Raw genomic sequence first — 18,892 nt, 5'->3', positions numbered from 1 at the left:
AGACACAGGACAGCCGGCGGCGGACGATTATTTTGCCAGCTGCTTTTCCGCGGCAGGCTCACGTTTCTGCAACGCGAACCCCGCGTACTCTCGCTCGAGAAACGGCGCAGCCTGTTCAAGCAAGAAGCGCCGGAACGCGATACAGGTCGGCGACAATCGCTTAGAGCGCAGGTGAACGATCTGCCACGTACGCTCGACTGGCGTGCCATTGACATCGAGTAATACAAGCTCGTGCGAACGCAACTCGAGCGCGAGCGTATGCAGCGAGATCAGGCTCACGCCCATGCCGGCCATCACGGCCTGCTTGATCGATTCGTTACTGCCCAACGTCACGCTGCGCGCCGGCATGAACAGGTGTTGCTTGAACATTTGCTCGGACACCGCGCGCGTTCCCGACCCTGGTTCGCGTAGCAGGAACGTATCGCCGGCCAGCTCCTGAAGGTCGAACCGGCGCGCATCCCGCAGCGGATGATCGACTGGTCCAATCAACACATGCGGGTGATATGCCAGCGGCTCCGCCGTCGTCCCCAGCTCGGGCGGCGGCCGGCCCATGATGGCGAGATCGGTCGCGTTGTCCTGTAGCTGGCGTAGCAAGGTCTCGCGGTTTCCTACCGAAAAACGCACGTCGACGCGAGGATACTGCCGCGAATAAGCGGCAAGCAGCTTCGGAGCAAAATAGGTGGCAGAACTGACAATACTTACCGCGATGGAACCGCTGTCGGCAAGCGAAAGCGATGTCATGGCGTCTTCGGCGTCCTTGATTTCCCCGAGAATCCGGCTCGCATGATGCGACAGTCTCTCGCCGGCCTCAGTCAAGGTGAGTTTGCGCGCGACGCGCTCAAACAGCGGCAGCCCGACAGCTTCCTCCAGTTGACGGATCTGCATGGAGATTGCCGGCTGGGTCAGGTGCAGTTCCTCGGCCGCACGCGCAAAGCTCGGATACCGGCAGGCGATCACGAAGATCTGCAACTGCCGCAAGGTCAGCGAGCGAATGAAGTTCACAATGAGCGGCCATCCTGCAAAACAGCTTGCTTAAATACCCGACGAGCAAACCCGCCTGGCAGCGAGGCAGCTCAAGGCTTACCCGGGACTTGTCGGCTGCTGCCCGAATGCATCGAAGGCACCCGCTGAATAGACCATCGCCGCGGCCACCTCCTCCCTGCTCGCGCCCGCTCGTCATGCTGCGTTAGCGGCTCGCACGTGGTGCATTCACATCCTTGTCCGGCGCCTTCTTGCCGGGCAGCGGTGACAGGCTGCGCAACGCACCCTGATAACTCAGCGTTTCACTCTGTACCGGATGTGCGAAATCGTTGTTCGCACCCGGCACCTCCGTGCGAATGAGCAGCACCTGACCCGGCACCGCCTCCGACATGACAAAGGTATAGCGTTTGCCGGTGTACTGAGAAAAACGCGCGCTGTTCGGATCATCCAGATACGGCTGGATCACGATCTGCTTCGCCTTGACCTTCTTACCCTGCGCGTCGCGGATCACCGACGTGATCGCCGGGCTGGCCGCGAGCGCCAGACGCACGCGCCGCTGGAAATAGCGGCGCTGTCCGCCCGTCAGTTGCTCCATCTCCGCGATGTCATGCTCGAGGAAATACAGGATCACCGGATTGCAGGGCAAGCCTTCGCCGGGCACCTCGACCTTGCCGCCGTGGTCGCTCACTAGCGCGTCGCCGTTGGCATTGTCGGCGCTGAGCACGAGCACCTTGACGGTATCCTTCTCGTTCGCGGGCGGCCCCGAGCGGTCGAGCGCGTAATCCAGTTCGGTTTGCGGTTGAACGCCCTTCAGATGTGTCGACATGAAAAGGAGCCGCTCAGCAGGCGCGATCTCGGAACTCGTAGCACTCGTAGCACTCGTAGCACTCGTAGCACTCGTAGCACTCGTAGCACTCGCCGCGCTCGAAGCGTCCGCGGCATACACGTGGCTTCCGGCGAACAAGATACCGGCCGCAGCCGCCATCCGACCCGTCCACCACAGCCCTGTCGTCCACGCGCTCATTTCGCGTTGGCCTGTGCAGGGGCGGTCTCGCTGATAGCAAGCAACGGGACCTCATAGCTCGTGAGTATCTTGTCGATCTTGCCCTGGTTCGCACCGATCCACTGGTCGATCTTCGTCTTCCACGGACCTTCGCCGTAACGCACGCCCATCGAGATTTCAAAATCGAAGCGTAGCCCCGGCGTTGGCGGGAAGGCGACCAGCTTGACCTTGTCGCCGGCTTGCCGGGCAAAATAACCTGCTATCGGCCCCCACAAGAACACGACGTCCACATTGCCCGCCGACATGTCGCGCTGGATCATTTCGCCCGGGAATTCCGCAGGGTCTCCGCTTTGCACCTTATACGACACCGCCTGCTCGATCAGGTTGTTTCCAAGCAGCCAGTCGACCGCGGGCGTATTCGAAAAGATCCCGAGACGGAGTTTGCGCAACTGATCGGGCGGCAGCTTGAGGAGATCAGACGGTGTACTGATCGATGCGAATTCTGGCCGGTTGGGAAACACCATCGCGTAGGTAGAGTGCAGCCACGGCCGAGTGGTCGCCGTCATGTCGTAACCCTTGGGCACGCCGATCACGAGGTCACACTTGTAGTCTTCCGTATTGGGTATCTTCTCGCGAAGCGTGTGCCGGATGAAACCCATGCGCTGCGGAAAATAGGTGTATTCGATCTTGTAGCCGAAATCGCTCGCCATCTGGGCCGCGATCTTGTTTTCGAAACCCTCGCCCTTGTCGTTGGAAAGCGGCATGTTGTTAGGGTCGGCGCATACGCGCAGCACGCCGTCGGCTCCGTCGTTGTGCGGTAGCGCCGGACCGTCGGCATGGGCGGCATTGAACCCGAGCGCCATGCAGGCCACCGCGACCGCTTTGCGTGCAAATGCGCCGAGCCTTGAATAAGCTTCAGACATCAGACCCTCCGGTAAAGCGTGATGCAAGCGCCAACGTCAGCGAACGGTCCAGCAGCGTGGTCTTATTTGGCATCGATCGCCTGCAGGTCGCCCGGCTTGATCTTGCCGTCGGAACGGCCCTTCAGATATGTAAACAGGTTCTGCCAATTCTTCTGCATCATGGCACTGGAACTGAAGTCGGGCATACCCTTGTCAAGGCGTCCGCCAAACACGGTGCGATGAAACTCGTTGGGATCGATGGTCTTGAATGCATCGATCAGCGACGGCCCTACCATGCCTTGCTGCTGCGCGCCGTGGCAGCGCTCGCAAGCAAGCGCACGCCAGGTTCGCCAGCCTTGCAGGGTGTTGTTATCGACCTTGTTGCCGTCGACAACCTGATAAGAGACCGGCTTCATCTGCGCCGGATCGGTCTGGGCGTATGAAACCGGTAACGTGACCAGGGCTATCGCCAGCGGCAAGAGTGTTCGGCCTTTCATTGCGCATCTCTCCTTCAGTTAGAGCGTGTTGCACCGTGCGTCTCTTGGCGCCGGTGCAGGGTTGGAACGAGTGGGTGAATGGTCTCGGGGGGCACGCCCGGCCGCCTCTATCAGGCAAGGCCGGCCGGTACGTGTCTTCGGTTCCTATGATGACTGGAAAAGGCGGATGAATCCGCCTCTTCCGCCTCTGTCAGCTCGGAATGGCAAACACGAACAGCGTGCCGCCAAGAGCCGTGTACTTTGCGAGTTCGCGATAACCGCCGACCGCGCCCAGTCCTTCCGTGGACTTTTCGAGGCCTGCCGCCATGCCGATACCCGCCCATCCGCCGATGCCCGAATAGACACCCACGAATTGCTTGCCTTGATACTCATACGTGAACACATTGCCGATGATTCCGGACGGCGTCTTGAACTTCCACAACTCCTTGCCATCCGAGATACGCACGGCCTTGAGGTAGCCTTCGAGCGTGCCGTAGAAAGCGACTCCACCCGCCGTCGCCAGCGCGCCGGACCACACCGAGAACTTCTCCGGCTTGGACCATGCGATCTTGCCCTTGCTGGCATCCCAGGCAATGAAGTTACCCATCGCGCCCTTTTCGTTCGGGCCCGGGTACATCGACAACGTTGCGCCCACGTAAGGCTGGCCGGACACGTACTCGACCTCGAACGGCTCGTAGTCCATGCACACGTGGTTGGTCGGGACGAGGAACAGATTGCTCTTCGGATCGTAGGCAGCCGGTTGCTGGTCTTTCGAACCCAACGCTGCCGGGCAAATGCCCTTAACGTTATGGTCGGGACCTGCCGCCTGCGTCGAATAAGCCGCGTTGCGAATCGGCAAGCCGCTCTTCAGGTCCACATGGTCAGCCCAGTTCACCGCCGGGTCGTACTTGTCGGCAACCAGCAACTGTCCTGTTTCGCGATTGAGCGTATAGCTGAAGCCGTTACGGTCGAAGTGGACGATTGCCGGTACCTTCTTGCCATTCATGGGCAGGTCGGCAAGAATCATTTCGTTCACGCCGTCATAGTCCCATTCGTCGTGCGGCGTCATCTGATAGACCCATTTCGCCATGCCCGTGTTGAGGTCGCGGGCGAAGATGGACATCGACCATTTGTTGTCGCCGGGACGTTGCGTCGGGTTCCAGGTGCCTGGATTGCCGGTGCCGTAGTAGACCAGGTTCAGCTTCGGATCCCAGGCATACCAGCCCCAGGTCGTGCCGCCTCCGGACTTCCACTGGTCGCCCTTCCAGCTCTTGATCGACGAGTCCGCGCCCACCGGCGTCATCTTGCCGTCGGCGTAGGTCATGGTTTTGTCGGGGTCCAGCAGCATCTCGTTGTCGGGACCCGTGCTGTATGCCTTCCAGACCTCCTTGCCAGTCTTGATGTCGTAGGCAATGAGCCGCCCGCGCACACCGAACTCGCCGCCGGAAATGCCCGTCAGCACCTTGTCGCCGAAAACGTGCGGCGCATTGGTGTTGGTTTCCCCAGCTTTCGGGTTACCGTTTTGAGCGGTCCATTTCACTTCGCCACTCTTTGCGTCCAGCGCGACGAGCTTCGTGTCGGCTTGCTGGAGGAAAATCTTGCCGTCACCGTAGGCAAGCCCACGGTTGACCGTGTCGCAACACATCACCGACACCACCTGCGCGTCCTGCTTCGGTTCGTATTGCCAGAGGAACGTCTGGTCCTTCAGGCTGATCGCAATCACCTTGTTGGGGAATGGTGAATGGATATACATCGTGTCGCCGATAACGAGCGGCGATCCCTCGTGACCGCGCAGCACGCCGGTCGACATGGTCCAGGCTACTTGCAGCTTTGCCACATTGCTTTCGTTGATCTGCTTGAGCGGGCTATAGCGGTGATTGGAATAATCACCAGCTTGAGCGGCCCAGTTCGATGAGTTCTTGATCAAGGCGTCGAGCTGCGAATCGGCCTGTGCCACAAAAGAGTTAAGGGCCGTTACCGCAACCACCGCCAGTCCGAGAACCAGGGTGCGTAATTTCATGTCTCCTCCAGAATGTGTTGCCGTCCGACTCAGGGATGACCCCACCACCCATGCCCCGGGCGCGCCTTCACCGGTGCGGGCAGCGAGCTAAGCTTCGCCCGGTCGATGCCGGGCTTCTGTTTGCGAAGACGAATTGCATATTCCATGCCGGAAGGCCTGACGCTGGCTTACAGCGTGGCGGGGCCAATGGAACGGGGCTCGACAGCGCCACGATGGTGCGAGGGTGAGACGCTTCATTCGGATTACGACACATACTGTGTCAAATCCGCGATACAGCCAGTTATCTGAAACGCAGGGCGTATCGCGCGCAGGCGATGCGCTGCAGCATGCACGCGGCTCACGGGCATTCTTCGTCCGCCGGGCTTGCCGGCGCGCTGGCTGGCGCGGTGTTTGCAAAGCGTTATAGGTTGAGGTTCGCTCGCACGAGCGTAGGGAGGCATCGCCATGACCAGCAAACAACCCGAAAGGGTTTACTCCGACGAGGAGATCCAGCAGCGCCTCACCGGAGCGCTCCAGCATTGGTACATGGAGGACGGCTGGCTGCGCCGCAAGTACAAGACGGAAGGGTGGAAAGGCACGCTGATGGTGGTGAACACCGTCGGGCACCTTGCGGAAGCGGCGTGGCATCACCCGGACCTGACGGTGTCGTATGCGTTCGTGGTCGTGAAGCTTAAAACGCATTCGGCCAAGGGCATCACTGACAAGGATTTCGCGCTCGCGACCAAGATGGAGGAAGTGATCCAGTGGCAACCCGGCCTCGAAGGCGGACCGCTGGAGGGCACCCCCGGCGACGACCAGCGTTTCCGCTATATCAAGTACGACGCACCGAAGGCTTGAGCGCAGCCGCGTTGTAAGCGTTGCATCCGTTGGTACGGCTCTTGCCTCGAAGGCCACGCGCCCCGCTTCACCGCCACGGCTTTGACCACGACATCGAACCCAGGGACACTCGCGATGCAGCTTCGCCTGGATAACCAACCGGACAGCCTGTCGCCGCTTTCAGCCGTGACAGTCGATGCCCCCGCGCGTCTGCATCTGGGCTTCCTGGACCCGAGCGCGTCGCTGGGGCGCGCGTTCGGAAGCGTCGGATTGACGATAGACACCTTCGGCACGCGGATCACCGCGCAACGCGCCGATGAAACGCAAATACTCGGCGCACACACCGAGGCTCAACGTGCGCGCATCGCCCAGTATCTCGACGTGTTGCATGGCGCTTACGGTGGGCCGCCCGTTGTGATCGAGGTCCAGCAGGCACCTCGCGCGCATGCGGGGCTCGGTTCGGGCACACAGCTCGCGCTGGCGGTTGGCACGGCGTTTGTAAGCTTGCTCGGACGCTCGCCGCCCACCGCCGATCTCGCGCGGCTGCTGGGACGCGGCGCGCGCTCGGGCATTGGTTTGCTCGGTTTCGATCATGGCGGGTTGATCGTGGACAGCGGTCGCGGCGGCTCGGGATCGAATGGTGCCGGCAACCAACCCCGTATTCCATCAATCCTGACACGCCAGCCGTTTCCCGAGGCATGGCGCATCCTGCTCGTCGACGACACCCGCCGCGAAGGCCTGCACGGCGATGAAGAACGCCGCGCGCTCGCCACCCTCGCTCCATTTCCGCAGACGCTTGCCGCACACCTGTGCCATCTCGTTCTGATGCTCGTGCTGCCGGGAATCGCGGAACATGATTTCGATGCCTTCGCCAAAGGCATCGGCGAATTGCAGCAGACCATCGGCGAATACTTCGCACCCGTTCAAGGCGGGGTGTTCTCGAGTCCCGCGGTCGCGGCCGCACTCGACGCCGCTGCCGCAGCCACGCAGCATCGCGCCGGGATCGGCCAGACATCGTGGGGACCGACGGGCTTCGCGTTCCTGCGCGGCATCCAGGATGCCGAACGCGCGCTCGCCGCCGCCAGGGACGCCACGCGCGGCACCCCGGGCATCGTGTGCTCGGTGGCCGCGGGGATCAATCGCGGCGCGGCCATCCATGCCGTCGGCTTGCAGCGCTGCAACAGCGATTGCCCATAGGCGCCGCCCGTCCAGCTCATTGGGTCCCGGCCCGCCGTCAACCTGAACACCTGAAACGAGTCCATCGCCATGCCCGAAGCCACAGAAAGGCCGTACATCCTGCACATGTTGACGGCCACGCCGCAGATGAGTCCCTTCGACGTCAACATGGCCGCCGATGCCGGTTATCAGGTCATCGTCCCGTATTGCAATGTCGGCGCGGAGCACGTCGTGACGCTGACTCAGGACGCGATTTTTTCGCGCAGGCCGAAGGGCGTGTCGCGCACGGGCATCTTCATCGGCGGGCGCGACGTGATGCTTGCCGCCGACATGCTCGACACAGCGCGCCAGGCGATGGTGCCGCCCTTCGAGGTATCCGTATTCGCCGATCCAAGCGGCTCGTACACGACCGCTGCCGCACTTGTGGCGCTCGTCGAACGCCATCTGAAAACGGAGCATGGCGCGGAACTCGGCGGCAAGCGGGTGCTGATTCTCGGCGGCACCGGCGCAGTGGGACGCGTGGCCGCGGCAATGGTTGCATCGCTCGGCGCGCAAGTCCTGATAGCGAGCCATACCGACATTGGCCGCGCGACCCAGGTGAGCGATGAAGTCAACCGGCGCTTCGACATCGCGACCACCGGCGTTTCGGTCCACACGCCCGGTGAATTGCACAAGGCGCTGGCCACCGCCGAGATCGTATTGGCGACCGCGGTGGCGGGCGTGCAGGTCATGAACGCCGCCGATCTCGCGCATGCGAAGCACTTGCTGATCGCCGCCGATGTGAATGCCGTACCGCCCGAAGGCATTGCGGGCGTGCATGTCATGGACGATGGCAAACCGCTTGCCGGTGCGGTACGCCAGGACGCACTCGGGATCGGCGCGCTCGCGATCGGCAACGTCAAATACCAGGTCGAGCATCGCCTGTTCGTGCGCATGCGGACCGGCGGCAAGCCGGTCTATCTCGGCTTTCCCGAAGCCTTCGACGAAGCCCGCGCGATCGTCGGCGGCCTTGGCTGATGCAGCGTTTTCACATGACTCCCAGCATCCGTTCCTTGCAGGCTCCGTACATTGCAGCCATTGGGTTGTCGGCGCGGATGCTTGCGCAGTCCGCGCGGCGGGCGGGGTTGAACGTGGTCGCGCTGGATATCTTCGGCGACCGCGATACACGTCAATACTCGCCGCTGTGGTTCGATATCGGCGGCGAGGGGTTGTCGATCGACCGTCAGCGTCTCTTCGATGCGCTCGAGCGCACGGCGCGATTGCCACGCATGCTCGGCTTCGTAGCAGGCAGCGGGGTCGAACCGCTCGTGCGGGAATTGTGCAGTGCACCGCGACTGCCGCGTTTTATAGGGAACAGTGCTGAGGCAACGGCAGCCGTGCGCGAGCCGCAACGGTTTTTCGCGCTGCTGGATCGCTTGGGCATTGCGCATCCCGACGTGTCATTCACCCTTCCCACCGATGCATCCGGCTGGCTCTTCAAACGCGCCGATGGCTGCGGCGGGACGCATATCGACGCGCTGGATTCGAAGACGAATCATGATGCCGCCGATGGCTATTTCCAGCGCCTCGCCGCCGGGCGTTCGATGTCGGCGTTGTTTGTCGGTGCGCGCGGAAAGGCATCGGTGATCGGTTTTGCGGAGCAGCTCAGCATGGCGGTGGGCAGCCGGCCGTTCCTGCATACCGGATCGATCGGGCCTGTTGACCTGCCGCCGCAAGTCATGACTGACATTACTGAGGCGATCGGGGCCATCGTGGCGAACACGGAACTCGTGGGGCTGAACAGCATTGATTTCCTGCTGGACGGCGATACCTTCGAGGTGCTCGAAATCAACGCACGCCCTTCATCGACAATGACGCTCTACGAAACCGCCTCGCCCGAAGCATGGCCGCGTAGTCTGATCGCTTGCCATCTCGATGCGTGTCTCAACGGCCGCTTGCCTCCTCCCTCACGTCCCGCCACGCGATTAAAAGCCGGCCAGCGCGTGCTGTTCGCGCCACGTGGTTTTGTCGTCTCCGGCCCCTTCAGCAACACCTGTTTCAGCGACCCTGCGTGCCACGACATACCCCAGCGCGGCACGCGAATCGGCGCAGGCGAGCCGGTATGCACACTGGTCGTAGCACAGCCCTCCACGTTCGCTGTCCGGGACGAACTCGAACGCCGGGAAGCGCTCGTTCTGCATCGCATCGAAACCTGTCATGAGGACACTGATGCCGTCATCTCTTCCTCCGTCTGAGCTCAGCGTCAACGCGCTGAGCGAGCAGCTCGCCACCCGGCTCGTCGAGAATGCCGCGCGGTTGCGCATTGCCATTTCGCACACGCCCGACGGTACCGTGATTGCCGATGCGGGCGTTGAAGCGATGGGCGGTATCGAAGCCGGCGTGCTGATCGCGCGGCTGTGCATGGGTGGGCTCGGACGTGTTGCGGTGCGCATGAGCCTCGAGGAAAATCCGCTCTGGCCAAGCATGATCGAGGTCCATACATCAACGCCCGTGCTCGCTTGCCTTGGAAGCCAATACGCGGGATGGAGCCTGTCGGCGACCAAGGAACAAACGGGCGGCAAGAAGTTCTTTTCGCTCGGTTCAGGCCCGGCGCGCGCATTGGCCGCGAAGGAAACACTCTTCGATGAACTCGGCTACCGCGACCGCCACGATCGCGGCGCGCTCGTGCTCGAAGTGGACCGCTTGCCGCCGCCATTCATCATCGACAAGATCCTGCGCGACTGCGCGCTAGCGCCCGACAAACTCACGTTGGTGGTCACGCCGACACACTCTGTCGCGGGAACGGTGCAGGTCGTGGCGCGCGTGGTGGAAGTTGCACTGCACAAGACGCATGTGCTCGGCGTGGACCTTGGCGAGATCATTGAAGGCAGCGGTTCGGCCCCGTTGCCCCCGCCCGCGCCCGACGCGATCCAGGCGATGGGCCGCACCAACGACGCCATTCTCTACGGCGGCCGCGTGCATCTGACCGTGAAAAGCGATGCCGTCGCGCGACGGCTCGCAGCGGAATTGCCGTCGTCGAATGCCCGCGATTACGGGCGCCCTTTCGCCGATATCTTCACGTCGTTCAACTACGATTTCTACCAGATCGACCCTGCGCTGTTCGCGCCCGCCGAGGTGTGGGTCAGCAGCCTCGAAAGCGGCGCGACCTATCACGGCGGCAAGATCGACATGGCGCTGCTCGACGCGCAATGGAGCGGCGCGTTACCGGTATCTTCGGGCGGAGCGGCGCAGCCATGAGCACCAGGTTGCGCGTCGCCATCATGACCGACGAAACCGGCTGGCACACCGGGCGCCTGAAAAAAGCGTTACGCGCGCGTGACGTGGACGCGCGCTGCGTGGATCTGGCGGAATGCCGTATCGATACAACCTGGGCCCCGCACGGCCTGGCAATACCCGGCTTCGGCCATGCATTGCCCGATGCGGTATTCGTGCGCGGCATAGCGGGCGGTACGTTCGAGCAGGTCACGTTGCGGCTCGGCATTTTGCACGCGCTGCGCGAATGCGGCGTGCCGGTCTACAACGACGCACGCGCGATCGAGCGCAGCGTCGATAAATCGATGACCAGTTTCCTGCTCAACCTGCATGGCGTGCCGACGCCCGCGACCTGGGCGGGTGAATCGGCAGCCTTCGCGCAGCGGGTGTTGATGCGCGAGGTGGCCGCGAACCGGCGAGTCGTGCTGAAGCCGCTGTTCGGCTCGCAGGGCAAGGGCTTGCGACGGCTTGGCACAAGTCGTCGCGATGGCTCGCTGGCGCCGTTGCCGTCGTTGCGGACATCGGGGCAAGTGGCTTATTTACAGCGTTATGTGGAGGGAGAGCGCCCGGGCTTCGACTGGCGTGTCCTGGTGATTGGCGGCCGCGCGGTGGCCGCCATGCGGCGCGTAGGCGGCAAGGGCTGGATTCATAACTTCGCGCAAGGCGCTCAATGCGAACCCGCGCAACTCGACCCCGTACTCGCACATACCGCTGTGCAAGCGAGCCGCGCACTCGGACTCGACTACGCGGGCGTCGATCTGATTCCTTCTCCGCACGCATCGAACGGTGGCGGTGACGCGCGCCCTCTCGTGCTCGAAGTCAACGGCGTGGCAGCGTGGCGCGGATTGCAATCGGTGACGGATCTGAACATAGCTGCCGCACTGGTAGACGATCTGCTGGACCGCAAGCTTGCTGCGCACGTCCCTGTGCCTCTGAAGACCGGCGATGGACTCACCACATGACCCGTCCTCGCCCGCGAGGGCACGAGCAGCGTTTTTGCGTGCTTGCCGGCTCGATGTAGAGACCATGAAACCCGGCAACGTCAGCGTCGACAGCGCGGGGCACGGCATGACGGCCGCGCAGTTCATCGCGAGCGCTGACGCCGCTGCAAGCGCATTGTTCACCCATGGCGCAACGGTCGGCGCGCGCATTCTCGATGCGGTCAGCCGCACACGCGACGTGGCCGGCTGCAATACGAACCTCGGCATCGTGTTGCTCGTAGCGCCACTTGCAGCCGCACTCGACTTGCTCGCCGACAGCCCCGCAGACGACGTGGCATGGCGCACTGCAACGGAACGGGTGCTCGCAACGCTCGATCTGGACGATGCCCGCGCCGCCTACCGCGCAATCGCGCTCGCCAACCCCGGTGGCCTGGGCGACGCGCCCGAACAATCGGTTCACGAGTTACCCACCGTCGATCTTCGCACCGCGATGTCGCTGGCGGCCGACCGCGACAGCATCGCGCGCCAGTATGCGAATGGATTTCACGATGTATTCGAAACCGGCCTCGACACCGCGCGCCACGCTCAACAATCGGGACAATCCCAACCCGCCACGGTTGTCACGCTCGACGTGTTCCTCGCCTTCCTGAGCGGCTGGCCCGATTCACACATTGTGCGCAAGCACGGTCTGCCGGTGGCGCAGAGTGTCACGCGCGAGGCACGCAGCCAGTATGAAGCGATGCACCGCGCACTGGCCCGCGACACCCTCGCCGACGAATTGCTCACCCTCGGCGCATGGGACGCCGAGCTCAAGGCGCAGGCCATCAACCCCGGCACGAGCGCGGATCTCACGGTCGCGACGTTGTTCGTCGCGGGAGTCCTGGACCGCATCTGAGCGCGTAGCCCCGGGAAGACCCGGTGAAGGGCTCCAATTGGCACGGAACATGATAGGAACAGCCATGGTTCTCACACAGTTCCGGGCGGCGCCCACCCGCGCCATTCGCGAACTGACCGCAAGCGGGCACATTCAATATCCAATCACTGGAGGAACAGCATGGCCAAGATCAACCGCGTCATGGTAGGCGAGTCGCTAGTTGGCGACGGTAACGAAGTCGCTCATATCGACTTGCTGATTGGACCGCGCGGTTCTGCAGTCGAAACCGCGTTCTGCAACGCCCTGACCAATAACAAGGATGGCTTTACATCGCTGCTGGCGGTTGTCGCGCCTAATCTGATCACCCGTCCGAATACGGTGATGTTCAACAAGGTCACCATCAAGGGCGCAAAGCAGGCCGTCCAGATGTTCGGTCCCGCACAGCATGCCGTCGCGCTCGCAGTGGCGGACAGTGTGGAAGACGGCACCATCCCGAAGGACGAAGCCGACGACGTTTTCGTTTGCGTAGGTGTGTTCATTCACTGGGAAGCCAACGACGACAAGAAGATCCAGGAGTACAACTACAAGGCAACCCGCGAAGCGATCCAGCGTGCCGTTGCTGGCGAGCCGAGCGCTGCGGAAGTGGTCGCGAAGAAAGCGACGGTCGCGCATCCGTTTGCACCGAACTGAAACGCGGCGCGGTTTTACGACGCAGTGTTATCGACGAGCACGAGCAACTCAAGCAACGAGCAGATCCGGACGAGGCCGCACCCTTCACCCGAAACATGCGGCCCGCCCTCCATTCAACCGATGAATAACGTTTTTGCAGAGGCTCTGGCATGACTTCCCGATGTCGCACGCGGCTGCTGATTGCCTGCCTCGTGCTTGCTCCGTCGCTGGTGTTAGCGGCGGACCCGGCTACCGCTCCCGTTCCGGCGGCCGCCGCTGGCAATCCGGCGCAAGGCAACGATTACCCGACCCAGGGCCGCGTTGAATACGTGCTGGGGTGCATGGATGACAATGGCCACGACTTCGCCAACGTGTACAAGTGTTCGTGCGCGATCGACCATATTGCGGCGGTTCTTCCCTACGACGACTACGTCGAGCAAATGACCTTCTCCAAATATTCGACGCTCGGCGGCGAAGGCGGCAATGAGTTTCGCGTGGATCGTGCCAAGGCCCAAACAAAGAACTTTCGCTCGATTCAAACCGAGGCATTTCGCGCGTGTGGTGTGACGAAGTCCGCGTCGGCGGGTAAGTAAAGCCGAGTTGAAACTGAATTGAGGCTCACGGGAGCGGGAACAGCCCTTGCTAGGCGAAGGGCTGCTAAGCGTGCTTACTATTTTCTATTAGTTCGGGATCAATCCTTCTCCGAGGAACGCGCACGTCGCATACTGTTCGCGAGCCGGCTTCCTGCGTTCAATCAAAACTCCGACCGATTCCACGTCGTCGAACTTGCCCGGTTTCGCAACCGATACCCGCACCCAATGCGCCCCGAAATCCGCGATCAGCAGCTGAGCAATTTTCTCGGCCAGCCGTTCGAGCAACTGCACGCCATGCGTAGCCAGCAGTCCATGCAGCGCGTCGTGAACCGCCGCATAATTCACCGTATCCTCAATGCGATCCGTCTCGCAGGCCCGGATCGACGGCACGCCGATCGTGAGATTGATGCGCACGGGTTGCGGGTCCCGCAGTTCGCTCACATCAATGCCTATCACTGTTTGCCCGGTGAAACCCTTGATATAGACCACGTCCATGGGCACATCGCTCACGGCTGGCGGCGCGGAATCGACGGCAGGCCGGGGCGTGATCGCATCGGCCTGTGCGCCCTGCGGCGCGCCCGGGGAAATGCGCATGTTTCGAACCGCATCGAAAAGCTCCATGAATGGTCTCCGTTGCCGGGATGCCGGAAAAGTTCGGGTAATAAATGAATGGTCGAACCGGTGTGTGTCGCGGAATCGATACAACATGTAAGCATTCTGCGACGCGTAACGGCTCCAACGCGCTCTGACTGCCTGACGTGCGTGCTAATGCGTACGCATGTACAGTTCCGCTAAATGCCAAGCAAAAAACGGGCGCACTTGCTAACACTAACGCGACTACTTATTGAACCCGGGCGTCATCAGATGTAAAGTTTTGCGAACGCTGGGTTTTTTTATTAAACGCTGAGATGTACCCGCTTCGTGCGCATGCGTGCAGAGAAACATGCAGCGCGGGGGAATACCATAGATACGGCGCCGGAGTAGCCTGCGAACTCTCGCAGGCACGACCGGACGCCCCGGAGACAAGCCCCATGTCGTCGCTTGCTGAGAGTAACGTTCACGTCCGGGAAGTACTGAATATCGTCAATAACCAGTTGCCGACGCGTCCCACCAGCGATTCAGTCGCTCAGTCGTGGACGCGTTGCCTGAAGGAGTTCAGGCTCGACCCGGCGCGTTTTGTCATGCCGCCGGTGCTGACGCAGCAGGAACTCACAGCGCGGCGCGAAGCCGCCAGCGATCTCATCGCGTGCTCGAAGCTGGAGATGACCACGCTCTACCAGCAACTCGCCGATCCCGAACTGGCGGTCGTGCTCGTCGATGCGGACGGCGTGATCGTGCATCAGGTTGCCTCCGTACCGTTCGGTGAAGCGATAGCAGCCGATGGCCTGCGCGTGGGCGCGTTATGGAGTGAACGCGAAGCCGGCACCAATGGCATGGGAACCTGCCTCGCCGAGCGCGAATGCATTGCGGTTTATCAGCATGAGCATTTTTATCCCCGCTATACGTCGCTCACCTGTTCGGCCGCGCCCATCTTCAACGATCGCGGCGAAGTGGCCGGCGTGCTCGACGTCACCAGCCGTTCCAAGCTGCTGCAACAACACTCGCTCGTGCTGGTCGGCATGTCGAGGCAAATGATCGAGAACCGCTTGATCGACGCGCGTTATCGGCATGCGAACATGATCCATTTCCATAGCCGTCCCGAGTTTGTCGGCACGCTGCATGCCGGCAAGCTTGCCGTGAGCGACGACGGTGTCGTGCTCGCTGCGAGCCGCAGTGCACTGTTCCAGCTCGACTTCCGCTCGTATGCCGAGTTGTGCGGCAAGCGGATCGAGGAAGCGTTCAACGTGTCGCTCGAAGACATGATTGCGCGCAGCATCCGCGGCTCGTTCCACCCGGTGACCGTCTATAGCGCGAACGCGAACAACCGCTTCTTCCTGATTGCCCAGACACCGCGCGATGCGGCAACCAGCGTGTCCCGCATCTTCATGAACGACCCGGCGAGCCGCGCGTTGTCCACTACCGCCACGCGTGCGCGGCCGGTGCGGGCAGCACGAGACACAACGGGCCAGGCCGGGCGGCTGGAGAAACTCTCGCACCTGGAATTCGGCGATCCGCGCATGGCGTCGCAGATCCAGCTTGCAGTGCGCGTGATCCAGCGCAAGATCCCGATCATCCTGCGTGGACAGACCGGCACCGGCAAGGAAGTGTTTGCGAATGCGCTTCATAGCATCAGCCCGAACAATGCCGGCAGCTTTGTTGCGGTGAATTGCGCGTCGCTGCCGGAGAACCTGATTGAGAGCGAGTTGTTCGGGTATCGCGCCGGCGCGTTCACCGGTGCGCAACGCGAGGGGCGGCGCGGCAAGATCGTGCAGGCAAACGGGGGAACGCTGTTTCTCGATGAAATCGGCGACATGCCGATGGCCTTGCAAGCCAGGCTTCTGCGCGTAATAGAGGAACACGAGGTCACGCCGCTCGGCGCGGAAACCACGGTGAAGGTGGACTTCCAGTTGATCAGCGCGAGCCATCGCAACCTGCTCGAACTCGTGCAGACCGGCGTATTCCGCGAAGATTTGTATTACCGGCTCAACGGTATAGAGATCAACCTGCCGCCGTTGCGTGAACGAGCCGATGCACTTGCGTTGATTCATCATCTGCTTGCCAGCGAATCGGACGATGCGCCGACGCTTAGCGCCGAAGCGCGGCATGCGCTGTTGAACTACGCATGGCCGGGCAACATCCGCCAGTTACGCCATGTGCTGCAAATGGCGATAGCGTTGTGCGATGGTTCGGAGATCGACTGTTCGCATCTGCCGGTCGAGATCGTGCAGTACGCGGGCGCAACGTCCGCCGCGCGGCTGGGGATGGCCACGGGTAGCACGCCTGCAATCGGCAACTTCACTCATTCAGCCGACGCCGCCGATACCTCCGAGCTCAACGCAATCCAGGTCAAGGAGCGCGAGACCGTGCTCGAGTTGCTCGATGAGCATCGCTGGAACGTCAGCAGCGTGGCAAAAGGGCTCGGCATCAGCCGCAACACCCTGTACCGGAAGATGCACCGCCTGCATATCCGGCTATCGCATGATGGATCCCCTGCGCCGACGGACTCATGAGCGTGCCTTCGGGTTCCGGTTCGTCTTCGGCTTCACCCTCGCCCGCTCGCAGGCTTGACCAGTTCAAGCCCGATGCGGGTTTTGCGTGGTGCGTGACCGGGTCGGGCCACATGATCGAGGAATCCATCGAACTTGCGCGCAAGCTGCCGGGCGTGGACTTGTTTCTGTCGGCGGCGGGAGAGGAAGTGCTGCCGCTTTATGGTTGGCCGTTGCCGAAACTGCGCGAGCATTTTCGGGTGTTGCGCGACAACAGTGCAAGCGGCGTACCGGTCGGCATGCTTTATGAGGGCAAATATCATACGGTCGTGATCGCGCCCGCGACGAGCAACACCGTTGCCAAGTGTGTTCTGGGGATTTCCGACACGCTGCCGACCAACCTGTTCGCGCAGGCTGGCAAGCAATGCATACCGGGCATTGTTTTCGCATGTGACACGGCGCCGAGCGTGATCACCCAGAGCCCGCATGAATGGGTCGAGGTGCGTCCGCGCAGCGTCGAACTCCGGCATGTGGAGCAACTGGCGCTGATCGAATACACGACGGTGGCGCGCTCGCTCGATGAGTTGAAAGCGGCGCTCGATCAACGGCTGTTGACGCTCGGGCTCGCATGGACCACATCGTCTTCCTGACTGGCAGGCTTGCCGAACGCAGCTTGCATCGGGTGCTTGAAAGCATGGCGCCGACGCCGTTCACCTGGGAAGTCCGCGAGATCGGGCTACAGGTAGCGGCGTTGATGACGGCCGACATGATCCGCCGGCGCGTGGCCGTGCCGCTTGCTGCCACGCGGATGATCGTGCCTGGGCGATGCCGGGGCGATCTCGATGCGTTGAGCGGGCATTTCGGCGTGCCCGTCGAGCGGGGTCCGGAAGAGGTCAAGGACCTGCCGCAGTTCTTTGGACGTGAGGCACGCCACTTCGATCTGTCGCGTTACGAGACGGAGATTTTCGCGGAGATCGTCGATGCGCCGCGGCTCGATCTTGACGGTATTGTGGAGCGGGCCGGTTTGTACACAGATCAGGGCGCCGATGTGATCGATATCGGTTGCCTGCCTGAGACACCTTTTCCGCATTTGGAAGATGCGGTGCGTGTGCTCAAGGAGCGTGGGTATCGCGTGAGTGTGGATTCCATGCGTTCGGAAGAACTCGTGCGTGGTGGCCGGGCGGGTGCGGATTACCTGATGAGTCTTAATCTGGATACCTTATGGATTGCCGATGAGGTGCCTTCCGTTCCAATTCTGGTTGCACGGGAACCGGGCGATCCGGCGTCGCTCGATGCTGCGATTGATGCGCTTCTGGCTCGCGACCGGCCGTTTCTCGCGGATCCTATTCTTGATCCCATTCCGTTTGGACTGGCCGCATCGATTGCGCGTTATGTCGGGTTGCGCGCGCGTTATCCGGAGATCGGGATCATGATGGGCATTGGCAATGTGACCGAGTTGACCGAAGCCGATACGAGCGGGATCAATGCGGTGTTGCTTGGGATGGCGGCGGAGTTGCGGGCTAGCGCGGTGTTGACCACATCGGTGAGTTTGCATGCGCGGCGCGCGGTTAAGGAGGCGGATGTCGCGCGGCGGATCATGCATGTGGCGCGTGAGGCGCAGGTTTTGCCGAAGGGGATTTGCAGCGATTTATCGGCGCTGCATGCGAAGCGGCCTTTTCCGTATGACGCGGCGGAGATCGCGTTGTTTGCGGAGGCAGTGCGCGATCCGAATTTCCGGGTTCAAGTGGCGGCCGATGGCATTCATGTCTATAACCGCGATGGGCATGCCGTGGATGGCGATCCGTTTGCGCTTTATCCGGGGCTTGGACTGGAGGCCGATGGAGGGCACGCGTTTTATATGGGCGTGCAGTTGGCTCGGGCAGAGATTGCGTGGAAGTTAGGTAAACGTTTCGATCAGGATCAGCCGCTAGACTGGGGATGTCAGGTGGAGGTGGAAAGATCCACTCTGGATCTTGATAGCTGGGCGGCGCCGGGGAGTACTCGGAAGCGTTAGTGGACGGGGTTTTCGTTCGCACTCGATCGGGGTTGATGCCGGGTTGCTGCTGCTCAGGTTAGCGGTCGGTTTAAGTTAGTTATTCTATT

The 18,892-nt window shown here is 62.0% G+C and carries 18 protein-coding genes; 12 read left to right on the top strand and 6 right to left on the bottom strand.

Going from position 1 to position 18,892, the window contains the following annotated elements; translation table 11 throughout:
• Positions 1-27: 27 nt before the first annotated feature.
• The 5 genes from M0D69_RS36010 to M0D69_RS35990 form a co-directional block, all read right to left on the bottom strand.
• Positions 28-1,002 carry a LysR family transcriptional regulator gene (locus M0D69_RS36010; protein ID WP_301786594.1) on the bottom strand — a complete coding sequence of 325 codons (975 nt, stop codon included), beginning with the start codon at positions 1,000-1,002 and terminating at the stop codon, positions 28-30.
• A gap of 184 nt (positions 1,003-1,186) precedes the next feature.
• The gene (locus M0D69_RS36005) at positions 1,187-1,966 is read right to left on the bottom strand and encodes a hypothetical protein (RefSeq protein WP_301786607.1); all 780 of its coding nucleotides are present in this window, start codon (positions 1,964-1,966) and stop codon (positions 1,187-1,189) included.
• A 35-nt stretch (positions 1,967-2,001) separates the two neighbouring features.
• On the bottom strand, positions 2,002-2,847 hold the full coding sequence (locus M0D69_RS36000) for a substrate-binding domain-containing protein (RefSeq protein ID WP_301786606.1): 846 nt from the start codon (positions 2,845-2,847) through the stop codon (positions 2,002-2,004).
• Between the two features lie 122 nt (positions 2,848-2,969).
• Positions 2,970-3,383: a c-type cytochrome gene (locus tag M0D69_RS35995; RefSeq protein ID WP_301786593.1), complete on the bottom strand. Its 414-nt coding sequence runs from the start codon at positions 3,381-3,383 to the stop codon at positions 2,970-2,972.
• A gap of 190 nt (positions 3,384-3,573) precedes the next feature.
• A complete protein-coding gene (locus M0D69_RS35990) occupies positions 3,574-5,382 on the bottom strand; it encodes a methanol/ethanol family PQQ-dependent dehydrogenase (RefSeq protein WP_301786592.1) in 1,809 nt (602 codons plus the stop codon).
• 444 nt (positions 5,383-5,826) lie between these two features.
• Between M0D69_RS35990 and M0D69_RS35985 the strand changes: the two genes are divergently transcribed.
• The 9 genes from M0D69_RS35985 to M0D69_RS35945 all read left to right on the top strand — a co-directional run bounded on the left by M0D69_RS35985 (position 5,827) and on the right by M0D69_RS35945 (position 13,703).
• On the top strand, positions 5,827-6,219 hold the full coding sequence (locus M0D69_RS35985; protein ID WP_122180021.1) for a 4a-hydroxytetrahydrobiopterin dehydratase: 393 nt from the start codon (positions 5,827-5,829) through the stop codon (positions 6,217-6,219).
• Between the two features lie 114 nt (positions 6,220-6,333).
• Positions 6,334-7,395, top strand: coding sequence for a beta-ribofuranosylaminobenzene 5'-phosphate synthase family protein (locus tag M0D69_RS35980; RefSeq protein ID WP_301786591.1), 1,062 nt, complete (start codon positions 6,334-6,336; stop codon positions 7,393-7,395).
• Positions 7,396-7,464: 69 nt separating this feature from the next.
• A complete protein-coding gene (locus M0D69_RS35975) occupies positions 7,465-8,391 on the top strand; it encodes an NAD(P)-dependent methylenetetrahydromethanopterin dehydrogenase (RefSeq protein ID WP_301786590.1) in 927 nt (308 codons plus the stop codon).
• A gap of 14 nt (positions 8,392-8,405) precedes the next feature.
• A complete protein-coding gene (locus M0D69_RS35970) occupies positions 8,406-9,608 on the top strand; it encodes an ATP-grasp domain-containing protein (RefSeq protein ID WP_301786589.1) in 1,203 nt (400 codons plus the stop codon).
• Positions 9,583-10,611 (top strand): methenyltetrahydromethanopterin cyclohydrolase, encoded by a 1,029-nt coding sequence (gene mch / locus M0D69_RS35965; protein ID WP_301786588.1) that lies wholly within the window; start codon positions 9,583-9,585, stop codon positions 10,609-10,611. The genes M0D69_RS35970 and mch overlap by 26 nt, the downstream gene beginning before the upstream one ends.
• Complete coding sequence (locus tag M0D69_RS35960; RefSeq protein ID WP_301786587.1) at positions 10,608-11,588, top strand: RimK family alpha-L-glutamate ligase; 981 nt, start codon at positions 10,608-10,610, stop codon at positions 11,586-11,588. Before mch ends, M0D69_RS35960 begins: the two co-directional genes overlap by 4 nt.
• Positions 11,572-12,462: a triphosphoribosyl-dephospho-CoA synthase gene (locus M0D69_RS35955; RefSeq protein WP_301786586.1), complete on the top strand. Its 891-nt coding sequence runs from the start codon at positions 11,572-11,574 to the stop codon at positions 12,460-12,462. Before M0D69_RS35960 ends, M0D69_RS35955 begins: the two co-directional genes overlap by 17 nt.
• Positions 12,463-12,621: 159 nt before the next feature.
• Entirely contained in the window at positions 12,622-13,131 is a 510-nt protein-coding gene (fae, locus tag M0D69_RS35950; protein ID WP_301786585.1) for a formaldehyde-activating enzyme, read from the top strand.
• A 149-nt stretch (positions 13,132-13,280) separates the two neighbouring features.
• Complete coding sequence (locus M0D69_RS35945) at positions 13,281-13,703, top strand: hypothetical protein (protein WP_301786584.1); 423 nt, start codon at positions 13,281-13,283, stop codon at positions 13,701-13,703.
• 87 nt (positions 13,704-13,790) lie between these two features.
• Here M0D69_RS35945 and M0D69_RS35940 read toward each other — a convergent pair whose 3' ends face one another.
• A complete protein-coding gene (locus M0D69_RS35940) occupies positions 13,791-14,324 on the bottom strand; it encodes a dihydroneopterin aldolase (protein ID WP_301786583.1) in 534 nt (177 codons plus the stop codon).
• Positions 14,325-14,734: 410 nt separating this feature from the next.
• Between M0D69_RS35940 and M0D69_RS35935 the strand changes: the two genes are divergently transcribed.
• The 3 genes from M0D69_RS35935 to M0D69_RS35925 are packed head-to-tail and all read left to right on the top strand — an operon-like array spanning position 14,735 to position 18,803.
• Positions 14,735-16,813: a sigma-54-dependent Fis family transcriptional regulator gene (locus tag M0D69_RS35935; RefSeq protein ID WP_301786582.1), complete on the top strand. Its 2,079-nt coding sequence runs from the start codon at positions 14,735-14,737 to the stop codon at positions 16,811-16,813.
• Positions 16,810-17,439 (top strand): flavoprotein, encoded by a 630-nt coding sequence (locus tag M0D69_RS35930; RefSeq protein WP_301786581.1) that lies wholly within the window; start codon positions 16,810-16,812, stop codon positions 17,437-17,439. The genes M0D69_RS35935 and M0D69_RS35930 overlap by 4 nt, the downstream gene beginning before the upstream one ends.
• Positions 17,418-18,803: a DUF6513 domain-containing protein gene (locus M0D69_RS35925; RefSeq protein WP_301786580.1), complete on the top strand. Its 1,386-nt coding sequence runs from the start codon at positions 17,418-17,420 to the stop codon at positions 18,801-18,803. Before M0D69_RS35930 ends, M0D69_RS35925 begins: the two co-directional genes overlap by 22 nt.
• Positions 18,804-18,892: the final 89 nt, after the last annotated feature.

Source organism: Caballeronia sp. SEWSISQ10-4 2 (genome assembly GCF_030464885.1).
Lineage (GTDB): Bacteria > Pseudomonadota > Gammaproteobacteria > Burkholderiales > Burkholderiaceae > Caballeronia.
Note: the sequence above shows the minus strand (reverse complement) of the source record. Positions and strands in the feature narration are given on the sequence as shown.

What these genes read in the sequence shown, in the direction of transcription:
- M0D69_RS36005 (WP_301786607.1), bottom strand. Translation starts at nt 1,966, where the DNA reads ATGGCGGCTGCGGCCGGTATCTTGTTCGCCGGAAGCCACGTGTATGCC.
- M0D69_RS36000 (WP_301786606.1), bottom strand. Translation starts at nt 2,847, where the DNA reads ATGGCGCTCGGGTTCAATGCCGCCCATGCCGACGGTCCGGCGCTACCG.
- M0D69_RS35995 (WP_301786593.1), bottom strand. Translation starts at nt 3,383, where the DNA reads ATGAAAGGCCGAACACTCTTGCCGCTGGCGATAGCCCTGGTCACGTTA.
- M0D69_RS35990 (WP_301786592.1), bottom strand. Translation starts at nt 5,382, where the DNA reads ATGAAATTACGCACCCTGGTTCTCGGACTGGCGGTGGTTGCGGTAACG.
- M0D69_RS35985 (WP_122180021.1), top strand. Translation starts at nt 5,827, where the DNA reads ATGACCAGCAAACAACCCGAAAGGGTTTACTCCGACGAGGAGATCCAG.
- M0D69_RS35980 (WP_301786591.1), top strand. Translation starts at nt 6,334, where the DNA reads ATGCAGCTTCGCCTGGATAACCAACCGGACAGCCTGTCGCCGCTTTCA.
- M0D69_RS35975 (WP_301786590.1), top strand. Translation starts at nt 7,465, where the DNA reads ATGCCCGAAGCCACAGAAAGGCCGTACATCCTGCACATGTTGACGGCC.
- M0D69_RS35970 (WP_301786589.1), top strand. Translation starts at nt 8,406, where the DNA reads ATGACTCCCAGCATCCGTTCCTTGCAGGCTCCGTACATTGCAGCCATT.
- mch (WP_301786588.1), top strand. Translation starts at nt 9,583, where the DNA reads ATGCCGTCATCTCTTCCTCCGTCTGAGCTCAGCGTCAACGCGCTGAGC.
- M0D69_RS35960 (WP_301786587.1), top strand. Translation starts at nt 10,608, where the DNA reads ATGAGCACCAGGTTGCGCGTCGCCATCATGACCGACGAAACCGGCTGG.
- M0D69_RS35955 (WP_301786586.1), top strand. Translation starts at nt 11,572, where the DNA reads ATGGACTCACCACATGACCCGTCCTCGCCCGCGAGGGCACGAGCAGCG.
- fae (WP_301786585.1), top strand. Translation starts at nt 12,622, where the DNA reads ATGGCCAAGATCAACCGCGTCATGGTAGGCGAGTCGCTAGTTGGCGAC.
- M0D69_RS35945 (WP_301786584.1), top strand. Translation starts at nt 13,281, where the DNA reads ATGACTTCCCGATGTCGCACGCGGCTGCTGATTGCCTGCCTCGTGCTT.
- M0D69_RS35940 (WP_301786583.1), bottom strand. Translation starts at nt 14,324, where the DNA reads ATGGAGCTTTTCGATGCGGTTCGAAACATGCGCATTTCCCCGGGCGCG.
- M0D69_RS35935 (WP_301786582.1), top strand. Translation starts at nt 14,735, where the DNA reads ATGTCGTCGCTTGCTGAGAGTAACGTTCACGTCCGGGAAGTACTGAAT.
- M0D69_RS35930 (WP_301786581.1), top strand. Translation starts at nt 16,810, where the DNA reads ATGAGCGTGCCTTCGGGTTCCGGTTCGTCTTCGGCTTCACCCTCGCCC.
- M0D69_RS35925 (WP_301786580.1), top strand. Translation starts at nt 17,418, where the DNA reads ATGGACCACATCGTCTTCCTGACTGGCAGGCTTGCCGAACGCAGCTTG.